The sequence below is a fragment of the Thiohalophilus thiocyanatoxydans genome, assembly GCF_004366735.1.
GTDB lineage: Bacteria > Pseudomonadota > Gammaproteobacteria > UBA6429 > Thiohalophilaceae > Thiohalophilus > Thiohalophilus thiocyanatoxydans.
Window position 1 is genome coordinate 71378 of record NZ_SOQX01000003.1, and the last position, 22944, is coordinate 94321.

At 59.4% G+C, this 22944-nt stretch carries 25 protein-coding genes; 7 read left to right on the forward strand and 18 right to left on the reverse strand.

Features of this window, described 5'->3' with window-relative positions:
* Positions 1-8: 8 nt before the first annotated feature.
* The 14 genes from EDC23_RS07220 to metG form a co-directional block, all read right to left on the reverse strand.
* Positions 9-503, reverse strand: coding sequence for a KdsC family phosphatase (locus EDC23_RS07220; protein WP_134082765.1), 495 nt, complete (start codon positions 501-503; stop codon positions 9-11).
* A complete protein-coding gene (gene aroF / locus EDC23_RS07225; protein ID WP_134082768.1) occupies positions 496-1494 on the reverse strand; it encodes a 3-deoxy-7-phosphoheptulonate synthase in 999 nt (332 codons plus the stop codon). The genes EDC23_RS07220 and aroF overlap by 8 nt, the downstream gene beginning before the upstream one ends.
* The gene (locus tag EDC23_RS07230) at positions 1491-2498 is read right to left on the reverse strand and encodes a CBS domain-containing protein (protein ID WP_134082771.1); all 1008 of its coding nucleotides are present in this window, start codon (positions 2496-2498) and stop codon (positions 1491-1493) included. The genes aroF and EDC23_RS07230 overlap by 4 nt, the downstream gene beginning before the upstream one ends.
* Before the next feature lie 318 nt (positions 2499-2816).
* Positions 2817-3620, reverse strand: a complete 804-nt coding sequence (locus EDC23_RS07235) for an HvfC family RiPP maturation protein (protein ID WP_243830738.1) — start codon at positions 3618-3620, stop codon at positions 2817-2819.
* Positions 3595-4452, reverse strand: a complete 858-nt coding sequence (locus EDC23_RS07240) for an HvfB family MNIO-type RiPP peptide maturase (RefSeq protein WP_134082774.1) — start codon at positions 4450-4452, stop codon at positions 3595-3597. The genes EDC23_RS07235 and EDC23_RS07240 overlap by 26 nt, the downstream gene beginning before the upstream one ends.
* Before the next feature lie 18 nt (positions 4453-4470).
* Complete coding sequence (locus EDC23_RS07245; RefSeq protein WP_134082777.1) at positions 4471-4827, reverse strand: HvfA family oxazolone/thioamide-modified RiPP metallophore; 357 nt, start codon at positions 4825-4827, stop codon at positions 4471-4473.
* Between the two features lie 227 nt (positions 4828-5054).
* Complete coding sequence (gene nth, locus EDC23_RS07250) at positions 5055-5690, reverse strand: endonuclease III (RefSeq protein WP_134082780.1); 636 nt, start codon at positions 5688-5690, stop codon at positions 5055-5057.
* A gap of 212 nt (positions 5691-5902) precedes the next feature.
* Positions 5903-6595, reverse strand: coding sequence for an electron transport complex subunit E (locus tag EDC23_RS07255; RefSeq protein WP_134082782.1), 693 nt, complete (start codon positions 6593-6595; stop codon positions 5903-5905).
* Positions 6592-7236, reverse strand: a complete 645-nt coding sequence (rsxG, locus tag EDC23_RS07260; protein ID WP_243830739.1) for an electron transport complex subunit RsxG — start codon at positions 7234-7236, stop codon at positions 6592-6594. The genes EDC23_RS07255 and rsxG overlap by 4 nt, the downstream gene beginning before the upstream one ends.
* A gap of 4 nt (positions 7237-7240) precedes the next feature.
* Complete coding sequence (gene rsxD, locus EDC23_RS07265; RefSeq protein WP_134082785.1) at positions 7241-8272, reverse strand: electron transport complex subunit RsxD; 1032 nt, start codon at positions 8270-8272, stop codon at positions 7241-7243.
* Positions 8269-9834: an electron transport complex subunit RsxC gene (gene rsxC / locus EDC23_RS07270; protein WP_134082788.1), complete on the reverse strand. Its 1566-nt coding sequence runs from the start codon at positions 9832-9834 to the stop codon at positions 8269-8271. Before rsxC ends, rsxD begins: the two co-directional genes overlap by 4 nt.
* Complete coding sequence (gene rsxB, locus EDC23_RS07275; RefSeq protein WP_134082791.1) at positions 9831-10403, reverse strand: electron transport complex subunit RsxB; 573 nt, start codon at positions 10401-10403, stop codon at positions 9831-9833. The genes rsxC and rsxB overlap by 4 nt, the downstream gene beginning before the upstream one ends.
* 9 nt (positions 10404-10412) lie before the next feature.
* Positions 10413-10994 (reverse strand): electron transport complex subunit RsxA, encoded by a 582-nt coding sequence (gene rsxA, locus EDC23_RS07280; RefSeq protein ID WP_208321316.1) that lies wholly within the window; start codon positions 10992-10994, stop codon positions 10413-10415.
* Positions 10995-11185: 191 nt separating this feature from the next.
* Complete coding sequence (metG, locus tag EDC23_RS07285) at positions 11186-13216, reverse strand: methionine--tRNA ligase (protein WP_134082794.1); 2031 nt, start codon at positions 13214-13216, stop codon at positions 11186-11188.
* Between the two features lie 213 nt (positions 13217-13429).
* Between metG and apbC the strand changes: the two genes are divergently transcribed.
* The 3 genes from apbC to EDC23_RS07300 all read left to right on the forward strand — a co-directional run bounded on the left by apbC (position 13430) and on the right by EDC23_RS07300 (position 15855).
* A complete protein-coding gene (gene apbC, locus EDC23_RS07290) occupies positions 13430-14521 on the forward strand; it encodes an iron-sulfur cluster carrier protein ApbC (RefSeq protein WP_134082797.1) in 1092 nt (363 codons plus the stop codon).
* Positions 14522-14882: 361 nt separating this feature from the next.
* On the forward strand, positions 14883-15449 hold the full coding sequence (dcd, locus tag EDC23_RS07295; RefSeq protein WP_134082800.1) for a dCTP deaminase: 567 nt from the start codon (positions 14883-14885) through the stop codon (positions 15447-15449).
* A 151-nt stretch (positions 15450-15600) separates the two neighbouring features.
* The gene (locus EDC23_RS07300; protein WP_134082803.1) at positions 15601-15855 is read left to right on the forward strand and encodes a hypothetical protein; all 255 of its coding nucleotides are present in this window, start codon (positions 15601-15603) and stop codon (positions 15853-15855) included.
* Positions 15856-16291: 436 nt separating this feature from the next.
* Here the strand turns inward: EDC23_RS07300 and EDC23_RS07305 are convergent, their stop codons facing one another.
* From EDC23_RS07305 to purM, 3 genes are all read right to left on the reverse strand, one after another.
* On the reverse strand, positions 16292-16999 hold the full coding sequence (locus EDC23_RS07305; protein ID WP_134082808.1) for a DUF3108 domain-containing protein: 708 nt from the start codon (positions 16997-16999) through the stop codon (positions 16292-16294).
* A gap of 186 nt (positions 17000-17185) precedes the next feature.
* Positions 17186-17848, reverse strand: a complete 663-nt coding sequence (purN, locus tag EDC23_RS07310) for a phosphoribosylglycinamide formyltransferase (RefSeq protein ID WP_208321317.1) — start codon at positions 17846-17848, stop codon at positions 17186-17188.
* Positions 17849-17862: 14 nt separating this feature from the next.
* A complete protein-coding gene (purM, locus tag EDC23_RS07315) occupies positions 17863-18918 on the reverse strand; it encodes a phosphoribosylformylglycinamidine cyclo-ligase (protein WP_134082811.1) in 1056 nt (351 codons plus the stop codon).
* Positions 18919-19141: 223 nt separating this feature from the next.
* Between purM and EDC23_RS07320 the strand changes: the two genes are divergently transcribed.
* Genes EDC23_RS07320 through hda form a run of 4 tightly spaced genes read left to right on the forward strand, consistent with a single transcriptional unit; the run spans position 19142 to position 22594 of the window.
* Positions 19142-20275: a DUF2066 domain-containing protein gene (locus EDC23_RS07320; protein ID WP_166668800.1), complete on the forward strand. Its 1134-nt coding sequence runs from the start codon at positions 19142-19144 to the stop codon at positions 20273-20275.
* Complete coding sequence (locus EDC23_RS07325; RefSeq protein WP_134082817.1) at positions 20272-20835, forward strand: CDP-alcohol phosphatidyltransferase family protein; 564 nt, start codon at positions 20272-20274, stop codon at positions 20833-20835. Before EDC23_RS07320 ends, EDC23_RS07325 begins: the two co-directional genes overlap by 4 nt.
* On the forward strand, positions 20832-21908 hold the full coding sequence (locus EDC23_RS07330; protein ID WP_134082820.1) for an AI-2E family transporter: 1077 nt from the start codon (positions 20832-20834) through the stop codon (positions 21906-21908). The genes EDC23_RS07325 and EDC23_RS07330 overlap by 4 nt, the downstream gene beginning before the upstream one ends.
* Positions 21905-22594 (forward strand): DnaA regulatory inactivator Hda, encoded by a 690-nt coding sequence (hda, locus tag EDC23_RS07335; protein ID WP_134082823.1) that lies wholly within the window; start codon positions 21905-21907, stop codon positions 22592-22594. Before EDC23_RS07330 ends, hda begins: the two co-directional genes overlap by 4 nt.
* Here hda and EDC23_RS07340 read toward each other — a convergent pair.
* Positions 22545-22940, reverse strand: a complete 396-nt coding sequence (locus tag EDC23_RS07340; RefSeq protein ID WP_243830740.1) for a DUF2069 domain-containing protein — start codon at positions 22938-22940, stop codon at positions 22545-22547. The two genes, hda and EDC23_RS07340, sit on opposite strands and share 50 nt — an antisense overlap.
* Positions 22941-22944 lie beyond the last annotated feature (4 nt).

The window sequence follows — 22944 nt, forward strand, 5'->3', positions numbered from 1 at the left end:
TTTATCGTTCAAAAATGATAGCCCAGATGCTCGTCGATAAACTCACGAATACAACCGTAGCCACCGTTTTTCTCCAGTACGACATCGACAATCGGCTTTATCGAGCCGACGGCGTCGGCAGGACAGGCGCTGAACCCCACCGCATGGATAATCTCGCGGTCGTTGATGTCATCGCCGATATAGGCAACCTGTTCGAGATCGATAGCCAGTTCCGCGCAGAATTGTTTGAGGATCGCCAGCTTCGGTTCGGTCCCGACATAGTATTTTTCAATGCCCAGCGTCTTGCAGCGCTCGGCGATCAGGGTGCTTTTAAAGCCGGAGCTCAATACTGCGACCTGAACGCCCTCGCGTTGCAGATGAATAATGCCGCGTCCGTCCTTGGTATCGAAGCGTTTGATCTCCTCGCCACTCTCGGTGTAATACATACCGCCGTCGGTCATCACCCCGTCGATATCCAGGGCCAGCAGCTTGATGTCCGAACGAATCGCCACAGATTCAGACAATGTTGTAGCCGATAGCCTGGGCGATGGGCCGCAGGGTACCGATCAGTTCACGGAAGGCATCGTGATCCAGCTGTTGCGAGGCGTCGGACTTGGCCACGGAGGGATCGGGATGGACCTCGATCAGCAGGCCGTCGACCCCCATGGCGGTGGCGGCCCGGGCCAGATCCGGCACGCCGTAGCGATAACCCATGGCGTGACTGGGATCGACGATGATCGGCAGGTTGGTGTACTCCTTCAGATAGGCGACACCGCACAGATCCAGGGTAAAGCGGGTCTTGGTCTCGAAGGTGCGGATACCGCGCTCGCACAGGATGACGTTGTCGTTGCCGGCGGAGAGTACGAACTCGGCCGCCTGGACAAACTCCTGCAGGGTGCTGCCGAAGCCGCGTTTGATCAGGATCGGTTTGTTGCTGCGGCCGCAGGTACGCAGGATCCCCTGGTCGTACATGGCCTTGGCGCCGATCTGCACAATGTCGGTGGTTTCGATCACTTCGTCCACATGGGTGGAGTCCCGCACCTCGGTAATGATGTTGAGGCCGTATTCGCTGCGCATCTTGTCCAGCAGCCGCAGCCCCTCGTCGCCCAGGCCCTGGAAACTGTAGGGCGAGGTGCGCGGCTTGTAACAGCCTGCGCGCAGGGTGGAGATGTCCAGTTCCTTCATCAGTCTGGCCGAGGCGGTGATCTGCTCTTCGGATTCCACCGAGCAGGGGCCGCCGATGATCATGGTGTTGCGGGTGTTGCCGCCGATGCTGATGTTGCCGATGTCGATACGGCGTTTCTCCGGCAGGTAGTCGGCGCTGGACAGCTGCATGTCGTTGGGAAAGACGAAACTTTCCACCACCATGCTCTGGTATTGACCGGGCACTTCCTGCAGGGCCGAGGGAGTGACCATCACATGATAGTCCGGCTTTTTGATATGAAAGGCATCCAGCTCGCGGCTGATTTGTTCGAGCGTCTTCTGATCGGTGTCTTTGTCGAAATGGATTATCATACTTCACCTTTAACGAGATTCATGAAGGTGACCGAGCCGGTCACTTCATGCTTGTTGTTAACAACGGGTAAATAATTGACCGGGAACGTCTGTTCCTGAATATAGGCCAGCAGTTCCTGTACCGTGAAATCCTCCCGGGCCATCGCCGGAGAAGGGTTGACCATGTCGGGGATTTCCAGTGCATTGAGATTGTCGATGTGTTTGAGCAGCCCCTTGCGGACATCGGCGTTGGTGATCATGCCGAGCAATACGCCGTTCTCGTCGACCAGCAGGGTGAACCCCAGCTTGTTGTCTTCGATGGACTGCAGGATGTTGCGGACACTGAGTTCGTGCGGTTTCAGTAACGGGGTCTCGTCCAGCTGGCGCATGAAATCGCCGACCAGGTAATGCGAGCCGATGTCATGGGTTTTCAGGTTGAGCATGGCCGCGCCGATGGAATCGCTGTTCATCAGATAGGAGCCGGACACCGCGGCATAGACTCCCATGTTACGCAGGATAAAGGAGACCTCGTGATTCACTCCACCGTCGACGTGAATGCGGGTGCGCGGGTATTTCTGGCGGAACTGGCGAATCTTGCGAAAGTTGTGCTTGTCGAAGGTGCCGCCGCTCTGTCCCGGGGTGGTGGCCATGATCAGCACGAAGTCGAGTTGTTCGGCATAGGGCGCGAACACGTCGATATCGGTATTCGAGCTGATGGCCAGACCGGTGCGGGCATGAATCGAGCCGGGAATCGCCAGGGCTTCCTGCAACGGCTCATACTGGAAACAGACCGCATCCACCTCGTGCGCGGCGATCAGATCGTAATACCTGTCCGGTGTCGGGGTGATGATGTGCAAATCGATCGGGGTGCTGCTGAGCTGGCGGATCTGCGCGATATCATCGAATACTGCAGGGTCATCATTGCAGTCGATATGAAAAAAATCCGTGCCGTGCGCATCCAGCTCGGCGACGATGTCCTTCAGTGCCTTGTGCTTGTTGGAATAAATCGAGGCGGAAATTTTCATGTTAAATGTCGTTCAGCTGTCAGCAGGGCTGGCATGTGAGTGAAGCGGTATCCGGATTGGGTTTGGCCGGTCCCGGTATCCCTGAGTGTCTCCGGGCTGGCCCGCAGCGGTGCCGGTGCAGTGTAATACAACAGGCCTGCACAGGTACAGCACAGGGGCTTTCCCGGACGGTTATGGCGGAAAATTATATCACCATTATCAGCATGTTAGCGCGGGAAAAGTGTGATTCAACGCGCGTCACACGGGCGCAAAAAGAAAAGCCGGCCCAAACAACGACCGGCAAACAGACCACAGGAGGAGATCTGGAAAGGGGGCCGACTAGATCGACACGCGGGTGTTGATTGGTCGGGTACCCGGTATGACACCGCGCCGCTGCAAATCGTTCAGAATTTGTTGACCGCCTTCGATGACCATGTCGGGATCGGGGTGGTTCAGCTCCCCGGCAATCTGGCGCAGCAGCGCCTCGCCGCTTTGCCCGTTGTCCTCCTCGATCAGGGCCAGCAGACGGGTGGTGACCGGGTTCAGTTCCATGAAGGTAATCTCGTCCCGGTCGTCCCGGTAAACCAGCAGACAGGTGGGTTGCTCGCCCGGCTGCCCGGGCTGGAATCCGGGGCCAATCCGGTGAACCGGATAATGGTAGCTGAGCGGCCAGGCCAGCGGCGAAAGCACCGGTTGGGCCGCCAGCAGATCGCCCTGCGGGTCGATCCGGCTCCAGTCCGGTTCCTGGTCGGCGAGGCTCAGTGCCAGTTCGACCCATTCATAATGGGCCAGCTCGAATAAAAACGGCGGGTCATCCGCGGCCGGTTCGTGTTCCTGTTCGAGGTATTTGAGGAATTCGCGCGGCATTTCGGGAAACAGCGGGGTTTTTGCCCGGTGCCGGGCGAAATAGTGGCGAATCAGCCGGTGCCACTGTTCATCGTTCAGAATCCGGCGCAATACGGGGAAACTGTCAGCCATGAAACTCTGGACATTGTTATAAAACAGCTCCCGGTAGATGGCCATGCGCCGATCCTCGATGCCCTCCGGTGACGGATGGGTCTGCGGATCGCGCAGATGGGCCGCAAACCGGTACTGCTGCTGGCGGAAATCGGGCTTGTCAGACTGATTCGGCATGGTAGTCATGCGCTTGTTCCTGGCGTTGCTGGAGCGTATGAATCATGTCCACTTCGGCCAGTAGTTCATTGACCGGCGGCAGGTTGAAGTCTCGCTCCAGCAGGGTGGGGAGCACACCGAAATGCCGGTAAGTCTGATCGAGCAGCTCCCAGACCGGATCGATCACCGGGGCGCCGTGGGTGTCGATGATCAGATCCTCGGCTTCGTTGTAATGGCCGGCGACATGGATATAACTGATGCGTTCGCCCGGCAGGGCGTGCAGAAACTCCACGGGATCGTAGCGATGATTGACGCTGTTGACATAAATATTGTTCACATCCAGCAACAGCCTGCAGTCAGCCTCCTCGAGTACGGCATTGATGAACTCGATCTCGTCCATCTGTTTGCCCGGCGCGGCGTAATAGGAGACATTTTCCACGGCAATGGGCTGTTCCAGTATATCCTGGACACGACGAATGCGTTCGGCCACGTAATGGACCGCCTCTTCGGTGAACGGTATGGGCATCAAATCGTACAGGTGCCCGTCGTCACTGCAGTAACTCAGGTGTTCGCTGTAGATTCGGATATTGTGTTGGTTGAGAAATCGCTTGAGACGCTGTAAAAATGCCTCGTCCAGCGGTGCGGGACTGCCTAGCGATAATGACAGGCCGTGGGTGACAAAGGGATAGCGCTCGGTAAATTCGCGCAACTTGCGGCCATAGCGGCCCCCGACGCCAATCCAGTTCTCCGGCGCCACCTCCATGAATTGCACCTGAGAAGGGAACGGGTCTGCAAGCGGCTCCATGATGGAGCGCCGCAGACCCAGTCCGGCGCCATGAACAGGATAGTCTGTCGTGTTCATGTCAGTTCCTCTGGCAGCTTATTTGTTACTGCCGCATTTACCTTCACCACACTTGCCTTCCTGTTTGGCCTTGTCGCCGCCACATTTACCTTCCATGTTCTTTTTCATTTCTTTATCGCCACCGCATTTACCTTCACCACACTTGCCTTCCTGGCTCTGTTTCTCGTCACCGCGGCCTTCGCCACAACGACCTTCGCGGCCCTTGTCACCCATGTGGTTGTCGGCCAGTTGCATGTATCCGCTGGACAGCTCGCTCATGGCGAAGGGATTATTGCCGGCTTCGGCGGCAGTGGCGACGTTGCTGGCGGCCATGCCGGCGGCAAAGGCGGTGCCCAGCGCGAGTGTCAGGGTTCTGGATGATTTTTTAGTGGACATAATCTGTATTCTCCATGTGTTATTTGTTTGGTTATTAGTCGTGGAATCGGGGTCAACCTTACAACAGAAATGATATAAAAAAACCACGCGATTCCTGAAATGTGACCCTGGCCGGGCGTAATGGTTCCTGCCCGGGTCCGGCGCGAGGAGGCGGTTAAATTAGTAGTTACTAATACTGCAGTGAGTTACCCGGGGGGCACTCACTCGCCGGATAGCAGGCAAGAGGATTAGTCGGAAGTCTTGTCTTTATACTCGCAGAGATCCTCGATGACACAGGCCCCGCAGCGCGGCTTGCGCGCCACGCAGGTATAGCGACCCAGCAGTATCAGCCAGTGGTGGGCGTCCTTTTTGTACTCCCCGGGCACCACCTTGAGCAGTTTCTTCTCCACCTCCACCACGGTCTTGCCCGGCGCCAGACCGGTGCGGTTCGATACCCGGAAAATATGGGTATCGACGGCGATAGTGGGGTGGCCGAAGGCGGTATTGAGGATGACATTGGCGGTCTTGCGCCCCACGCCGGGCAGCGCCTCCAGCGCCTCACGATCTTCGGGCACCTTGCCGCCGTGCTGTTCGACCAGAATCTGGCAGGTCTTGATGATGTTTTTGGCCTTGCTGTTGAACAGGCCGATGGTCTTGATGTATTCCTTCAGGCCGGATTCCCCGAGCGCCAGAATCTTCTTCGGGCTTCGGGCGACCTTGAACAATTCCCGGGTGGCCTTGTTGACCCCCTTGTCCGTGGCCTGCGCCGAGAGAATCACCGCCACCAGCAACTCAAACGGGCTGCGGTAGTTCAGTTCGGTGGTGGGGTGCGGATTTTCTTTCTTAAGCCGCTTGAAAATCTCACGTCGCTTTTGGGGGTTCATTGTTGTTCTTCTTGATTTAGATAAAAGATCTTAACGCAGAGGCGCAGAGATTTAAAAATTTTTGGATAGTCGATCGCTTCGGGTAGGGAAGCATAATCCGGGTGAATATGCATGCCTATTGCTGGGTATATGAAGCATATGCGACAGCAACCATAAATGATTTTCCTCTGCGTAACTCTGCGCCTTTGCGCCTCTGCGTTGGGGTTTTTATCTCAGGTAGCCGCACCGACGGGTTGTTCGGTGCCGATGGGAGCCTTGCTGTGTTCGGCGCGGCGCTTGTCGATCAGGTTTTTGACGGCAATGAGTAATCCAAGCCCGATGAAGGCGCCGGGGGGCAGGATGGCCAGCAGGTAGCCGCGGTAGTCTTCGAACAGGACCAGGGTCATCCAGTCGGCGCCCTGGCCGAACATCAGTTCGGCCTGGCGCAGCAGGGTGCCGAAGCCGAGTATTTCACGCATGGCGCCGAGGACCACCAGCACGGCGGTAAAGCCGAGGCCCATGAACAGTCCATCGGCGAAGGCCTGCGGCACCGGGTTTTTGGAGGCGAAGCTTTCGGCGCGGGCCAGAATGGAACAGTTGGTGACGATCAGCGGAATGAAGATCCCCAGGATCTTGTACAGCTCATGAAACCAGGCATTCATGCTCAGCTCGATCATGGTCACTACCGAGGCGATGATCAGCACGAACACCGGCACCCGGATCTCCGGGCGCACCCAGCGGCGAATCAGGGATACCGTGGTATTGGAAGCGACCAGGGTGAGAATGGTCGCCAGGCCGAGACCCAGTCCGTTGATGGTGGTGTTGGTGACCGCCAGCAAGGGGCACAGGCCCAGCAACTGGACAAAGGCCACATTGTTGGTCCAGAGGCCGTCGCGGATCAGGGTGCCGTAAGGGTTGTTTGTCATGCGGATTCGTCGCCTGTGTTGTCGGTTGGGCGAAACAGTTGCTCGCGATGTTCCGCGTAATATTTAAGCGCGTTACGCACCGCTTTGACAACCGCGCGGGGCGTCACGGTCGCGCCGGTAAACTGATCGAATTCCCCGCCGTCTTTTTTGACCCGCCAGCCGTCCGGCTCGGGGTTATCGAGCGATTTACCGGCAAAGCTGTGGATCCAGTCGGAACGCTCGGCGTCGATGGCATCCCCCAGTCCCGGGGTCTCGCTGTGCTTGATCACGCGCACGCCGGCCAGTTCGCCGTCGTACCGAATGGCCACCAGCAGGTTGATGCGACCGCTGTAGCCATCCGGGGCGATGACATTGAGAATGGCGGTAACCGGCTCGCCGTCCTGGCGGGCCCGGTAGACCGTGACCGGCTCGGGAGTGCCCAGCAGCGTCTCGTCGCGCACCTGGATGGTGTCCTCGGTTATATCATTGTCATGCGTGCCTGGCGGTATCAGGCTGTGCAGATTGCTGAGCAAGGCGGCCTGTTCATTGGCTTCGATGGTGGGCGCGGTCTGTTGATGGATCCAGGCCACCAGACCACTGCCGATAATGGCAAAGCCGCCCAGTAATACGGCGCTGATTGACATGTGTTTGAGCAGTTGCATGGATTCAGTCCCGACTCTCACCAAACACGCGCGGCCTGGTGTAATAATCAATGGTGGGGACCGCCATGTTCATCAGTAGCACGGCAAAGGCGACGGCATCGGGATAGCCGCCCCAGGTGCGGATGATATACAGCAGCAGGCCGATGCCGATGCCGAAAATAATTCGTCCCCGGTTGGTTGCCGCGGCGGTGACCGGATCGGTGGCGATAAAGAACGCGCCGAGCATGGTGGCGCCACTGAACAGGTGAAACAGGGGCGAGGTGAAAGTGTCCGGATCGTTCAGATGAAACAGCCCCGAGACCAGAAACAGGGTCGCCAGCATGGCCAGGGGGATATGCCAGCTGATCACGCGCAGATAGATCAGTATCAGCCCGCCGAGCATGAACAACAGATTGATCCATTCCCAGCCGTGCGCTGATATCGCACCAAACAGTTCCGTGCTGCCCTGGTGAATTTCGGTCAAGGTCAGGTTCTGCGCCAGCTGGGTTTTCACCGCATCCAGGGGCGTGGCGGCCGTCAGGCCGTCCAGTGTCCAGTTGGGGGGCAGTTGTTCCAGAAAGGTGTAACGCAGATTATCCACAAAGGTCAGATCGTGTACCGCGGGCGTCAACCACAGGGTCATCTCGCGCGGGAAGGCGATCAGTAACATGGCATAGCCGACCATGGCCGGGTTGAAGGGGTTGTAACCCAGTCCGCCGTACAGATGCTTGGCCATAATCAGCGCAAAAGCGGCGCCCAGAACCGGGATCCACCAGGGTGCGAGGGAGGGGATGGCCACCCCGAGCAGAATGCCTGTGACCACCGCGCTGCCGTCGAGCAGAAACGGGGTGATCGGCCGCTTGCGCAGGCGCAACATCAGTGCCTCGGTTGCCACGGCGGTGAAGACCGCCAGGGTGATGTTGATCAGCACGCCCCAGCCGAAGAAATGAATGGCGGCCAGTATCCCGGGGATCAGGGCGCCGATGACCAGCAGCATGATCCGGTTAACCCGGTTACTGGTCCGCATATGCGGTGAACTGTGTAACGACAGGTTCATGTCTCTTTCTTGCCCCCGGATTGTGGCGTCTTTTCCCCGCGACGCGCCCTGGCGCGGGCCATGGCGGCATCAATGGCGGCTTTTTTACTCTCCTCACCGTCCGTTTCATCGCCCTGGCTCTTTTTCAGCATCTCTTTCTTGCGCCGCTTGCGTTCTTCGTCTTCCTGTTTTTTACGTTCGATACGTTGCTGGCGGAATTCATGCCGCTCGCGGGCCTGGTCGGCTTTTTTCTTGTCCCGCTCCTGGGCCCAGATTTCGGTCTTGGCGAAACGGTAATACTGCACCAGCGGGATATGGCTGGGGCAGACATAGGCGCAACAGCCGCATTCGATGCAGTCGAACAGATTAAAATCCTGAACCCGATCAAAGTTTTTCGCCCGGGCATACCAGTAAAGCTGCTGGGGCAACAGTTGCGCCGGACAGACCCGCGCGCATTCACCGCAGCGAATACAGGGCATCGGCGTCTGCTGCTCGCTTGTCGTCGGCCAGGAGAGAATGCAGTTGGTGGTCTTGATCACCGGCACGGCGGGGTTATCCACGGTAAAGCCCATCAGCGGTCCGCCCATGAGTATCTCGTCGTTCCGATCATCACGCCAGCCGCACTGTTCCAGGACTGCCTCGAAGGGGGTGCCGATCCGTACCTCCAGGTTACAGGGCTGGCCGACGGTATCCCCGGTGACGGTGACGTAGCGGGAGATCAGCGGTTTGCCTTCATGAATCGTATCGGCAATGGCGGCGGCGGTGCCGACATTGTGACAGACCATCTGGATGTCCAGCGGCAGGCCGTGACTGGGCACTTCCTTGCCGGTGAGCACCTTGATCAGCTGTTTCTCGCCACCGGTGGGATAGATCGTCGGCACCTTCACCAGTTCGATAAAGGTTTTTTCGTCGTCTTCCAGCGCATTGTTCAGGCTTTGCCAGGCGTCGGGCTGGTTGTTTTCCAGCGCGATGATACAGTGTCGCGCCTGCAGGGCATGTCGCATGATCAACAGCCCCTCGATGATCCGGCGCGGTTGCGTTTGCATCAGCATGGCATCGCAGGTGATATAGGGTTCGCATTCGGCGCCGTTGAGGATCAGGGTATCAACGGCATTGCCGGGCCCGGGATTGAGTTTGATAAAGGCCGGGAAGCCGGCGCCACCCAGACCGACGATGCCGGCTTCGCGGATCACATTGCGCAGGGCGCTGGGCTCCAGTTCGGTATAGTTGTTGACCGGAGTATGCTCGATCTCTTCGTCCCGGCCGTCGCTGTCGATAACGACACAGGGTGCCTGCAGACCCGACGGATGGGGAATGGGGCGATCCTCGATCGCGACCACGGTGCCGGAGGTGGAGGCGTGCACCGGCACGCTGATGTATTCACTGGCGCGAGCCAGCAACTGACCCTTCAACACCCGTTGCCCGATCTCCACGACCGGCTCGGCGGGCTCGCCGATATGCTGTTGCAGGGGAATAGTCAGGCGCCTGGGCAGGTTCGCCGCCTGGATCGGCTCCTGCATCGATTCGGTCTTGTGACCGGGCAGGCGCAAGCCGCCGTGAAAATGCCACAGCCGACGCTTCACGTTGAGCCCCCGGCTTCACGGGGCGGCTTTTCCAGCGGCTGGGGCGGCGCGGGCCACTTCCAGGTCTGCGGCGTCTCCGGGACGGGGACAATATGAATGCAGTCCACCGGGCAGGGCTCGATGCACAGGTCACAGCCGGTGCATTCGGATTCGATCACGGTATGCATCTGTTTGGGCGCCCCGAGGATGGCGTCCACCGGGCAGGCCTGGATGCAGAGCGTGCAGCCGATGCATTCGTTTTCGTCGATCACCACCACGGTCTTCTCGCCGTGTTCACCGTGTTCCTCGTTCAGCGGTTTGGGATCGACGCCCAGCAGATCGGCCAGTTGTTGAATCACCACTTCGCCACCGGGCGGGCATTGATTGATATCGGCTTCCCCTTTGGCGATCGCTTCGGCATACGGTCGACAACCGGGATAGGTACACTGGCCGCACTGGGTTTGCGGCAGGATATTGTCGATCTGATCCACCACCGGATCGCCCTCGACCTTCAAACGCACCGCGGCAAAGCCCAGTAACAGACCGAAGACTACAGCAAGGATGGCGAGGACGATGATGGCTTCCAGCATGATGGTCGCTCAGCCTCTGACCAGTCCGGCAAAGCCCATGAAGGCCATCGACATCAGTCCCGCGGTGATCAGCGCAATGGAGGGGCCGCGGAAGATCTCGGGCACATCGGCCACGGCCAGACGTTCGCGCATGGCGGCAAACAGGATCAACACCAGCGAAAAGCCCAGTGCCGCGCCGAAGCCGTACAGGGCCGATTCGATAAAGCCGTGTTCGGTTTGCACATTGAGCAGCGCCACGCCCAGCACGGCACAGTTGGTAGTGATCAGCGGCAAGAAGATCCCCAGTACCTGATAGAGCAGCGGACTGGTCTTGTGCACCAGCATCTCGGTGAACTGCACCACCACCGCGATGACCAGAATAAAGGAAATCGTTCTCAGATACTCCAGCCCGAAAGGCGTCAGCAGATACTCGTTGACCAGATAACTGGAGATGGAGGAGAGCGTCAGCACAAAGGTGGTGGCCAGCGCCATGCCGGTCGCCGTCTCCAGCTTGCGCGAGACCCCCATGAACGGACACAGCCCCAGAAACTTCACCAGAACGAAGTTGTTCACCAGGACCGTGCTGACAAGTATGAGGGCGTATTCCATCATTACATCACAGTGACGAGGGCCGAGGGACGAGTGACGAGGTAATTAGCGTACTCCATCAGGATGATAAATTTAAGCATAGCGTGCTTCCACCCGGTTTGAGGTCGATCAAAGTCCCTGCAGGTTATGTGCGTGCCTTGATGAGAAACAGAGGTTTTCCTCGTCCCTCGTAACTCGTCCCTCGGCCCTGTTATTTATTTTACTCGCATTCCCGGCTGCGCCCCCGCGTGCGGCTCGAGGATCCAGAGATCCTGGCCGCCGGGCCCGGCGGCCAGCACCATGCCTTCGGAGACGCCGAAGCGCATTTTGCGCGGTTTGAGGTTGGCGACCATCACGGTCAGCTTGCCCTCGAGATCCTCCGGTTGATAGGCGGACTTGATACCGGCGAAGACGTTGCGGGTGCCGTCGCCGATATCCAGGGTCAGTTGCAGCAGCTTGTCGGCGCCTTCCACGGGTTCGGCTTTGAGGATGCGGGCGATGCGCAGATCGATTTTGGCAAAGTCGTCGAATTCAATCTGCCCGGCGATCGGCTCGATATCGGCGGCCGGTTGGGGTGTGGCGGGCGCGGTTTGCTGCAGATCCTGTTTCGATTCGTCGATCATGGCGTCGATGTGGGCCTTTTCGATGCGGGTCATCAGTGGTTTGAACTTGTTGATCCCGTGGCCGATCAGCGGTTCGCGCACGTCGTCCCACTGCAGGGCGTCGATGTTAAGGAACGTTTCGGCGCCGGCGGCCAGTTTGGGCAATACCGGTTTTAAATAAGTGACCAGCACCCGAAACAGATTGATCCCGACGCTGCAGATGGCCTGCAGGGCCTGATCGCTGCCTTCCTGTTTGGCGATGACCCACGGTTTTTCCATATCGATGTACTGGTTGGCCTGATCGGCCAGGGCCATGATCTCACGCATGGCCTGCGCGAATTCACGGTTTTCATACAACGCCGCGATCGATTCACGCGCCTCGACAAACTGCTGATACAGTTCGGGCTCGCTGCAGCTGTCGGCGAGCCGGCCTTCGAAGCGCTTGTGAATGAAGCCGGCGCAACGGCTGGCGATATTGACCACCTTGCCAACCAGATCCGAGTTCACCCGCTGCTGGAAATCTTCCAGGCTGAGATCGATGTCCTCGATGCCGCTGCCCAGCTTGGCGGCGAAGTAATAGCGCAGGTATTCGGGATTGAGGTGTTTTAAATAGGTTCGCGCCTGGATAAAGGTGCCGCGCGACTTGGACATCTTCTGGCCGTTGACGGTCAAAAAGCCGTGGCAGTACACCGCGCTGGGGGTGCGAAAGCCGGCGCCGTGCAACATGGCCGGCCAGAACAGGGTATGGAAATAGGCGATATCCTTGCCGATGAAGTGATACACCTCGTAGTCACTGTCCTTGTCCCAGTAGCTGTCAAAATCCAGATCGGCGCGCCGATCACAGAGTTGCCTGAAACTGGCCATATACCCGATCGGGGCGTCCAGCCAGACATAGAAGTATTTGCCGGGGGCATCGGGGATCTCGAAGCCGAAGTAGGGTTCATCGCGGGAGATGTCCCACTCCCTCAGCCCGGCGTCGAACCATTCGTGCAGCTTGTTGGCGATCACCGGCTGGACGTGGTCGCCCCGGGTCCAGTCGCGCAACATCGCCTCGAACTCACCCAGCGCGAAAAAGTAATGTTCCGATTCCTTTTCTATGGGCGTGGCGCCGGAGAGGGCGGAAACCGGGTTTTTCAGCTCGGTTGGCGTGTAGGTGGCCCCGCACGCCTCGCAGCTGTCGCCGTACTGGTCCGCGGCGCCGCAGCGGGGACATTCGCCCTTGATGAAGCGGTCCGGCAGGAACATCTGCTTTTCGGGATCGAAGGCCTGCTTGATGATCCGGGTGTGAATATGACCGGCCTCGCGCAGGCGCGTGTAGATCCGCGTGGCCAGCTCGCGGTTCTCGTCCGAATGGGTGGTGTGGTAGTTGTCGAAACCGATGCCGAAGGCGGCAAAATCGGCGGTGTGCTCCTCGTGGGTCCGGGCGATCAGCGTTTCAGGCTCGATGCCCTCGCTCTGGGCGCGCAGCATGATCGGCGTACCGTGGGCATCGTCGGCGCAGACATAGGTGCACTGGTGACCTTGCATTTTCTGAAAGCGAACCCAGATATCGGTCTGGATATACTCCACCAGATGACCAAGGTGTATCGAGCCGTTGGCGTACGGCAGGGCGCTGGTGACGAGGATATGACGCGGTGTGGACATGGTTTCAAAGCACCGAAATCGTGAGGCTCAAAAGCCGCATACCCTAGCAGGAATGGGCGTTTGCGGCCAGTTGCAAATTATTTCCGTTGTTTTCCAGCGGGTTTTGCGGTGAAATTCGCACTCGTCGAGGAATTTGTGTAACATACGCGACCCCGGGATTAGTTGTCTATTTTACTCGGTTATTTAGCCACATAAACTATCAGGAGATACGAGATGGCAGACGTCTCCCAGACACAGATTGAAGAAGCGCTGAAACAGATCACCGATCCGAATATGGAAAAGGATCTGGTCAGTGCCAAAGCGGTCAAGGACATCCGGATTGACGGCGACAAGGTGAGCGTCGACATCGAGCTCGGTTATCCGGCTGCCGGTTACAAGGACAAGCTGGCCGCCCAGCTCAAGGAAAAGGTCGAAGCGGTTGACGGCGTCGGCAGCGCCGAATTCAACATCAGCTGGAAGATCGTCTCCCACAGCGTGCAAAAAGGCGTCGAACCCATCAAGGGCGTCAAGAACATCATCGCCGTGGCCTCCGGCAAGGGCGGCGTGGGCAAATCCACCACGGCGGTCAACCTGGCCCTGGCCCTGTCGGCCGAAGGCGCCACTGTCGGTATTCTGGACGCGGACATTTACGGTCCCAGCATGCCGCGCATGCTGGGTGTCACCGGCCAGCCCGAGTCCAGCGACGGCAAGACCATGCAGCCGATGAAAAGCCATAATGTCCAGTCCATGTCCATCGGTTATCTGATCGACGAAGAGACCCCGATGATCTGGCGTGGCCCGATGGTTACCCAGGCACTGGAACAGTTGCTCAACGACACCCAGTGGAACGAGGTCGATTATCTGATCATCGACCTGCCGCCGGGCACCGGCGACACCCAGCTGACCCTGGCGCAGAAGGTGCCGGTCACCGGCGCGCTTATCGTCACCACCCCGCAGGACATCGCGCTGCTCGACGCCCGCAAGGGGCTGAAAATGTTCGAGAAGGTCGAAGTCCCGGTACTGGGGATCATCGAGAACATGAGCATTCACATCTGCTCCAACTGCGGTCACGAAGAGCATGTCTTCGGTGAAGGCGGCGGTCAGCGCATAGCCGATGAGAACAAGGTCGACCTGCTGGGCTCCCTGCCGCTGGATATGTCCATCCGCAGCTCCACCGACGCCGGCAAGCCGTCCGTGGTGGCCGATCCGGACAGCCGCATCACTGAAATCTATCGCGACATCGCCCGTCACGTGGCAGCCAAGCTGGCCCTCAAGGCCAAGGATCACAGCGCGAGCTTCCCGAAGATCGTGATTCAAAACAACTGAATCACCATCCAGGGCCGAGGGACGAGTTACGAGGGACGAGGCAAAGCCAACCCGGCTTTGCCTTTCTCGTCAGTTCCTGAAACGGGGCACTTCGGTGCCCCGTTTCATTTCCGGTGGTCCTATTTTTCAGATGTTCTGGAAAAAAACGCGGGGGCGCGGAGTCGCAGAGCAAGACTGTCTGAGGCTTCACAAATAATTTTCTCCGCGCCTCTGCACCCAAACAACGGGCATAAACGTCTCCGCGTCCTCCGCGTTATAAGTGCAGCGCGCCCGAAAAAGGCTCCGTCCCGGTTCACTCGTCCCTCGTGACGCGTCCCTTTTTGGATTAGAATAGCCCCTCGTTTTTGAGGAGTGGGGCAGTATGAGCATCAAGGCGGACAAGTGGATCCGGCGCATGGCCGAGCAGGAAGGGATGATCGAGCCGTTCGAGCCGGGGCAGGTGCGGGAGGTCGATGGCCGGAAGATCGTCTCCTACGGGACCTCCAGTTACGGCTATGACGTGCGCTGTTCTGACGAGTTCAAGATTTTCACCAATATCAATTCCGCCATTGTCGATCCCAAGGATTTCGACCATCAGAGCTTTGTCGATTTCAAGGGCGATGTCTGCATCATCCCCCCCAACTCCTTCGCGCTGGCGCGCACGGTGGAATTTTTTCGCATCCCGCGCAGCGTGCTGACTATCTGCCTGGGCAAGTCGACCTATGCCCGCTGCGGGATCATCGTCAATGTCACCCCGCTGGAGCCGGACTGGGAAGGGCATGTCACCCTGGAGTTTTCCAATACCACCCCGCTGCCGGCGAAGATCTATGCCAATGAAGGTGTGGCGCAAATGCTGTTCCTGGAATCCGATGAGGTCTGCGAAACCTCCTACAAGGATCGCGGCGGCAAATACCAGGGCCAGCAGGGCGTGACCCTGCCGCGGGCCTGATTCCGCCTGTCACTTGACCCTGCCGGGAGCAACCCGCATCGCTGATGCGGGTGGTGCGGGACGGTTTCCTAAATGAGAATGATTCCTGTTGCAATACCAGGCTGTTCTGGTAGTATTGCGAATGAGAATTATTATCATTTTTGGAGGTCCCATGCATCTGCAACTGGAATCCCGGCTCGGGGATGTGACCCCGAGCCTGCAAGTTCGCGCCGTCGCCAGCGGCCAGGTTCTGGTCGAGCTGGAGCCCCGTCGACTACGGGCCCTGCTGGACCGCGGCGACGTCTCGCCGACGGTCGTCGAGTCACACAGCGTCTCCGATCACCGGATCATGGCACTGGTGGATCGGCTCGGTTGCTGGCGTGAGTTCGTGCGCGGGTGTCTAAACGATCCGGCCGCGGTTAGTTGAGAACGTCGGCGCCCTCTCGTCATTGCAGGTAACCGGTGACATTTACCAACATTCCATTATTCATATTCACTGGGAAGTAACGCAGAGGACGCAGAGTCGCGGAGCCGCAGAGAAAGATAATTTTTCTATCATAACTCTGAAACTCCGCGCCTTTGCGTTGTAACGGTCTGGTATAAAGAGGTCTGCCCGCAAAGTCACGCAAGCTGTTGCCAGCGTGACCTGCCAGACTACTATTATTCAAACTCGCCGGGAAATAACGCGGAGGGTGCGGAGACGTTTATACCCATTGTTTGGGTGCAAAGGCGCAGAGAAAAATAATTTACATCTTCCTCTGCGTCTCCGCGCCTCTGCGAACTCCGCGTTGAATCGCAACGGTCTGGTAAAAGAGGCTACTCGTTCCTCGTCACTCGTACCTCGTCCCTGCCCGTAAGGGGGGCTAGAGGGATTTGCCGTTGTAACGGCTCAGCTTTAACGTGATCGTATCGCCGTCGTCATCGATCCGGCGGGACTGATAGGGCAGGTAATCCAGTTCTTTGGCGCACCAGAAGGTGTAGGTGCGGTTTCGCTTCTGGTCGTAATACTCCATGACCACCGTGTGCAGTTTGCCCATCTCGGTGTCGAAAACCTTTTCGCCTCGCGGGATCAGGCTGTAGTTCTCAATCCGTTTTTTATCGGCAATCCGGTATTCCAGTTTGCGGACGCTTTGCTGCAGATCACGCATCATGGCGAGCTGAAACGTGATCAGATCCTGATCATTTTCCTGTAACGGCGGCGTTTCATCGAGCCGGCTGTGGCGCAGCAACTGTGCCTCGCGATCATAGTCGACTTCAAAAGTTTCCGGATCTTTACCATCTTTGTGGTAGCGATAGTGCAACGGCTGGATTCGGCCTTCGATAAGTTGAAAACGACTGGTCTCGCGCACGGTATCGGAGACAAACAGGGCGGCAACGCCTTCCGCTTTGGTCAGCGCCTGCACGGTATAGTCATTATCCCCGGTCTGCTTTAACTGACGCTGGGTACTGCCCAGACGGAAATCATTCTTGCTGACACTGTATTCAAAATCCAGCGCCGGCAGTTCCGCATTTGCCGTCAGGGGCAAACTGACCAGCAGGCTGATGAGCAGGGCGCGAAGTATGGAGTTCAAAGGTTCACCACTAAAGAAGGTTGGTTTTTAATCTCTCACCCGGACGCAAAGACATGAAGAGAAAATGATTCTTCGGCAAGCCCGGCGGTTTTGCGAGAGCATCGTTAAATTTAGACAGCGCTGTTGCAACAGGTTCATTTTATCTTCTCCAGGGGCCGGGGAGGTAGAAGCTGTTCTTTACGAGCGTTAATTTTGCGCTCGATACCGGCGCTGCTGTTCGGTAAGGGGCTGGTTGTCGAACAGGACGGTATCGTCTTCGAGGCGTACGCGGCCACGGGCGATCCAGTCGATCACCCGGGGATAGATACGGTGTTCCTGCTCATGGACTTTTTGCGCCAGACTTTCGGGGGTGTCACTGGCTTCCACCGGGACGCTGGCCTGTAAAATGACCGGGCCGCCATCGAGTTCCGCGGTGACATAGTGCACGCTGCAGCCGTGTTCGGGATCGCCGGCCTCCAGGACGCGCTGGTGGGTATTCAATCCCTTGTGACGGGGCAGCAGGGAGGGGTGAATATTGATCATCCGGCCCTGATAATGGCGCGTGAAAGCGTCGGTCAGAATTCGCATAAACCCGGCCAGTACCAGCAGATCCGGTTGATAGCCGTCGATCAGCTGTTGCAGCGCCCGGTCGTAATCCTCGCGTGAGGCGTACCCGCGGTGGCTGAGCACCTCGGCGGGGATCCCGGCCTGCTCGGCCCGTTTGAGACCGTAGGCTTCGGCCTTGTTGCTGATCACCGCGACGATCCGGGCCGGGGTGTCTCCCCGGTGAATCTGATCGATCATCGCCTGCAGGTTGGTACCGCTGCCGGAAATCAACACCACGATGCGCAGTGGACCCTGTGTCGTCACGTTGCGCACGAGACTCAGCGAATCAGGACATGCGGATCGCCATCCGCACGCTCGATCCGGCCGATGATCAGCGGGGCTTCACCCTGTTCCTGCAATACGTTCAGGCAGGCGTCAGCGTCGTCGGCATCGACCATCAGTACCATCCCCAGCCCGTTGTTGAAGGTGCGGAACATCTCCTCGTCAGCGATGTTGCCCTGTTCCTGCAGCCAGTCGAACACGGGCGGGCGTTGCCAGCTTTGCCGATCGATGACGGCGGCGGTGTTGTCGGGCATGACCCGCGGCAGATTTTCACTCAGTCCGCCCCCGGTGATATGCGCCAGGGCGTGGACGTTGACCTGTTCGAACAGGGCCAGCAGCGGTTTGACGTAGATCCGGGTCGGCGCCAGCAGCGCCTCGCCCAGGGTGGTGTCGCCGAGCGGCATGTCCAGCGCGGCATCACTGACTTCCAGAATCTTGCGGATCAATGAATAGCCGTTGGAGTGGGGGCCGCTGGCGGGCAGGCCGATCAGCACATCGCCGGCCTGAACCTGGCTGCCGTCGATGATGCGGCTTTTTTCCACCACCCCGACGCAGAAGCCGGCCAGATCATAGTCCCCGCCCTGATACATGCCGGGCATTTCGGCGGTCTCGCCGCCGCTCAGGGAGGCGCCTGCCTGACGACAACCTTCGGCAATGCCCTTGATGACATCGCTGGCGGTCTCGATATCCAGCTGGCCGGTGGCGTAATAATCGAGAAAAAACAGCGGTTCGGCGCCCTGGACGATCAGATCGTTGACGCACATGGCGACCAGATCGATACCAATGGTATCGTGGCGCTGCATCTGCATGGCCAGCCTGAGCTTGGTACCCACGCCGTCGGTCCCCGCGACCAGTACCGGCTCGCGATAGCGTCCCGGCGGCAGCTCGAACAGGGCGCCGAAGCCCCCCAGCCCCCCCATCGCTTCCGGGCGCCGGGTACTGGCGGCGTAGGGCTTGATGCGATCGATCAAGCGGTTGCCGGCATCGATATCGACGCCGGCGTCACGGTAACTCAGGCCACCCGCTGCCGGTGGGGCGGTATCATTGGACACAAGAGACTCCTGAAAATAGAGAATGGGGCGCACCTTTTTCGGGTCGCATCAAGGCATAATACGCCAATTGTCGATTAATGGCTGTTCTGGCCACGCGATCGGGCAGTTATCCGATCGTCTTTCGGAACGCCGCGTAGTTTAGCAACTCGGCCACTGGCTTGGAATCCGTTGCCGCCGGGCCGGTACAATGGGGTCGCGCTTAACGCAGAAGGATGTGAATCGAATGACGTATTACAAACAGCTGGGGATAATGGTTGCGGGATTACTGTGGCTGGTGGTGATGCCGCTGCAGGCCGAGCAAGTACAGGGCCTGTACGAAGCCGAGGTCCCGGTCGAATCCCAGAGCCGGAAGGTGCGCGATGTGGCGCTGCGCGTGGCGCTGCAACAGGTGCTGGTGCGAGTGACCGGCCGGCGCCGGGTACTGACGGTAACCGATATCGAGCCGTTGCTGGAGCAGGCGCCGCGCCACGTGCAGCAGTTCCGTTACCAGAGCCGGGAAGTGGAAGGCGAGGATGAGCCGACCGATGTCTTGTGGGTGCGTTTTGACAAGCAGGCGATCGATCGCCTGTTACACGAGAACCGCCTGCCGGTGTGGGGACGTACCCGTCCGGCGACCCTGATCTGGCTGGTTGTGGATGATCGCGGGGATCGCGAAATACTGAGTAATGATATGAACAACCGGGTCCGGCGTGCCCTGGAACAACAGGCGCGGCTGCGCGGGGTTCCCCTGCATCTGCCGTTGATGGATCTGACCGATCGCAAGGCGATCAGCGTCAGTGATGTCTGGGGCAATTTTGAGGAGAACCTGCTGCAGGCCTCCGAGCGTTATGACGCCGAGGCGGTGCTGGCCGGGCGGGTCGCCAGGACGGCCTCGGGCGACTGGCGCGGTCGCTGGACCCTGTACCAGGATGGACGCCGGCAGACGTGGAACGCCTCGGGCCAGGCCGCGGAGGAGGTGACCACCCCCGCCATCGATCAGCTGGCCGATCTGCTGGCCGAACAGTATGCCCGGGTCGGGCAGCGTGATCAGAGCGAAGCGCTGCGGGTGCGGATCACCGGGGTCAGGGATCTGGGCGGGTTCAGTCGGGTGATGGACTATCTGAGCGATCTGGCGCTGGTGGAAGATGTGCGCATCGATCAGATTGAAGCGGACAGTGTGAGCCTGATCCTGACCAGCCGGCATGGCCGGATGGCGATCAACCAGGCTGTTTCGCTGGGGCGCATGCTCGAGGCCGAAACGGTCCCGATGACCCCCTCCAACCTTGAAAACCCGCTGGCTGAACCGGTGAAGGGAGAAGACAGCGGCATGCCGGTGTCAACGCGCCGGGTCGATCTCCAGTATCGTCTGTTGCCGTGAGCCTGCGCCAGCTCCCCAACCTGATCAGTCTTCTGCGTATCCTGCTGGTGGCGCCGGTGGTCTGGAGCCTGTTGCAGGGCGCCTATACCACCGCCCTGATCCTGTTTCTGATCGCCGGGTTGTCGGACGGGCTGGACGGGTATCTGGCCCGGCGTTATCAGTGGATTACCCGCCTGGGCGGGTTTCTCGATCCGCTGGGCGACAAGTTGCTGGTGGTCTGCGGTTATCTGACCCTGGGCTGGATCGGCGCTTTGCCGTCCTGGCTGGTGGGGACGGTGATCGCCCGGGATGGGATTATCGTGCTCGGGACGCTGGTCTACCGCTGGCTGATTGCCAGTGTGACCGCGCAGCCGCTGTTAATCAGCAAGCTCAATACCGGCTTGCAGATCGGGCTGGTGTTGCTGGTGATCCTCTCACTGATCGGTTGGCTTGATCAGCCCATGCTGGTTAACGGGCTCATGTACGGGGTCTTTGTTACCACGGTCATGAGCGGGGTCAGTTATGTGGCATTGTGGGGCTACCGGGCCTGGCAGCAGTGGCCGACAAGGAGACAAACATGAGCGTGCAACAACGATGGTGGTTACTGGCCGCGATTGCCCTGACCGGGGCGGTACTCTATCTGCTCGGGCCGGTGCTGGTGCCGTTTATCGGCGCCGCGATCCTCGCCTATGTGGCCGACCCGCTGGTGGATCGGCTGCAGGATTGGAAACTGCCGCGCACCCTGGCGGTTGTCCTGGTGTTTGTGGTGCTCACGATTGTGGCGCTGTTGCTGCTGCTGGTGCTGATTCCGCTCATCGAGGAGCAGATCCGGGTGCTGGTGCAAAAACTCCCCCGTTATATCGACTGGCTGCAGGCCGAGGGGTTGCCCTGGCTGACTGCCCGGCTGGGGCTGGCCGAGACCACCCTGGAACTGGATACGCTCAAAACCGCCATTCAGAAAAACTGGCAACAGGCCGGCGGCATTGCCCGCGAGACGCTGGGTTCGATCTCCCGCTCGGGGCTGGCGCTGGTCGGCTGGATTGCCAATCTGCTGATCATGGTGGTGGTCACCTTCTATCTGCTGCGCGACTGGGAGCAAGTCCTGGAACGGCTGCGGGCCCTGCTGCCGCGGCGCAGCGAGCAGACCGTGGTGCGCCTGGCACGGCAGTCCGATGAAGTGCTCGGCGCCTTCCTGCGCGGCCAGTTGCTGGTGATGCTGGCGCTGGGCCTGATCTATTCGGTCGGGCTGTCGATCATCGGGCTCGACTTTGCCCTGTTGATCGGCGCGATCGCCGGGCTGATCAGCTTTGTGCCCTACCTGGGGACCATCGTCGGGATTCTGCTGGCCCTGATCGCGGCACTGGTCCAGTTCCAGAATCCGATGTACCTGGTGTATGTCGGCATTGTCTTCGGCATCGGCCAGGTACTGGAGGGAACCGTGCTGACGCCGCTGCTGGTGGGGGATCGCATCGGCATGCACCCGGTGGCGGTGATCTTCGCGGTCCTGGCCGGGGGGCAGTTGTTCGGCTTTATCGGCGTCCTGCTGGCGTTGCCGCTGGCGGCGGTGGCAATGGTGCTGCTGCGCTATGCCCACGAACGCTACCGGCAAAGTGAGCTGTATGCTGAAACAACGGGGTCTGCGGGAGAGTCATGAGTCGGCAATTACCGCTGGGGATCCGGCTGCGGGATGCGGCGACCTTCGAAAATTTTCTGGCCGCGGGGAACGAACCGGTCCTGGCGGCATTACAGCATTCTAGCGAGGTGTCCCTCTATTTGTGGGGCGCGGCCGGGACCGGTAAAACTCACCTGCTGCAAGCGGTCTGTCACCAGGCGACGGCGCAGGGGCGCCGCGCCGCCTATTTGCCCCTGGCCGAACCCGGCCTGCACCCGGCCATGCTCGAGGGCATGGAGCAATTTGACTTGTTGTGCCTGGACGATGTCGATGCGGTCGTCGGCGATCCCGACTGGGAGGCGGCGTTGTTCCACGCCTATAACCGCCTCACCGCGGCCGGTCATCAACTGCGGCTGACCGCCTCGGTGTCACCCGCCGCCCTGGCCGTGGAGTTGCCCGATTTGCACTCGCGGCTGGGGTGGGGGCCGGTTTTCCAGCTGCAATCGCTCAACGATACCGCCAAGCGCCAGGCTCTGCAGCAACGCGCCGGCGCGCGCGGCGTGACGCTCGACGATGAGGTGGCGGAGTACCTGATGAAGCGCTGCCCGCGGGATATGGTCTCCCTGTTCCAGCTGCTCGAGGCGCTGGATGAGGCGTCGCTGGCGGCCCAGCGGCGGCTTACGATTCCCTTTGTTCGTGAGTATCTGGGGCGGCAGCCCGGGCCCTGAGCTGGCGGCTCCGGCTGCGCGCGTAGAGCAGGCAGCCGGTGTAGAGCAAGACACTGAACAGCACCTCCAGGCCGGCGTAGAGCCGCTCATCGGGGTTACTGTAGGCTTCCACCACCCCGTGAATAAAATAGATCAGCACCAGAAAACTGGTCCAGGCATGGGTATAGGGGCGGCCGTCCAGCAGCCCCCGTAACGGGAACAACAGGGGGCCGACCAGCAGGAGCAGGGCGATAGAGACCGGCACCCGCTGCGGTGGCGCCAGCACGGTCAGCCACAGCATCAGCAGGATCAGCAGGGCGAAATAGGACAGGAGCGTCAGCCAGCGGGAAAAAGTAATAATATTCAATCGA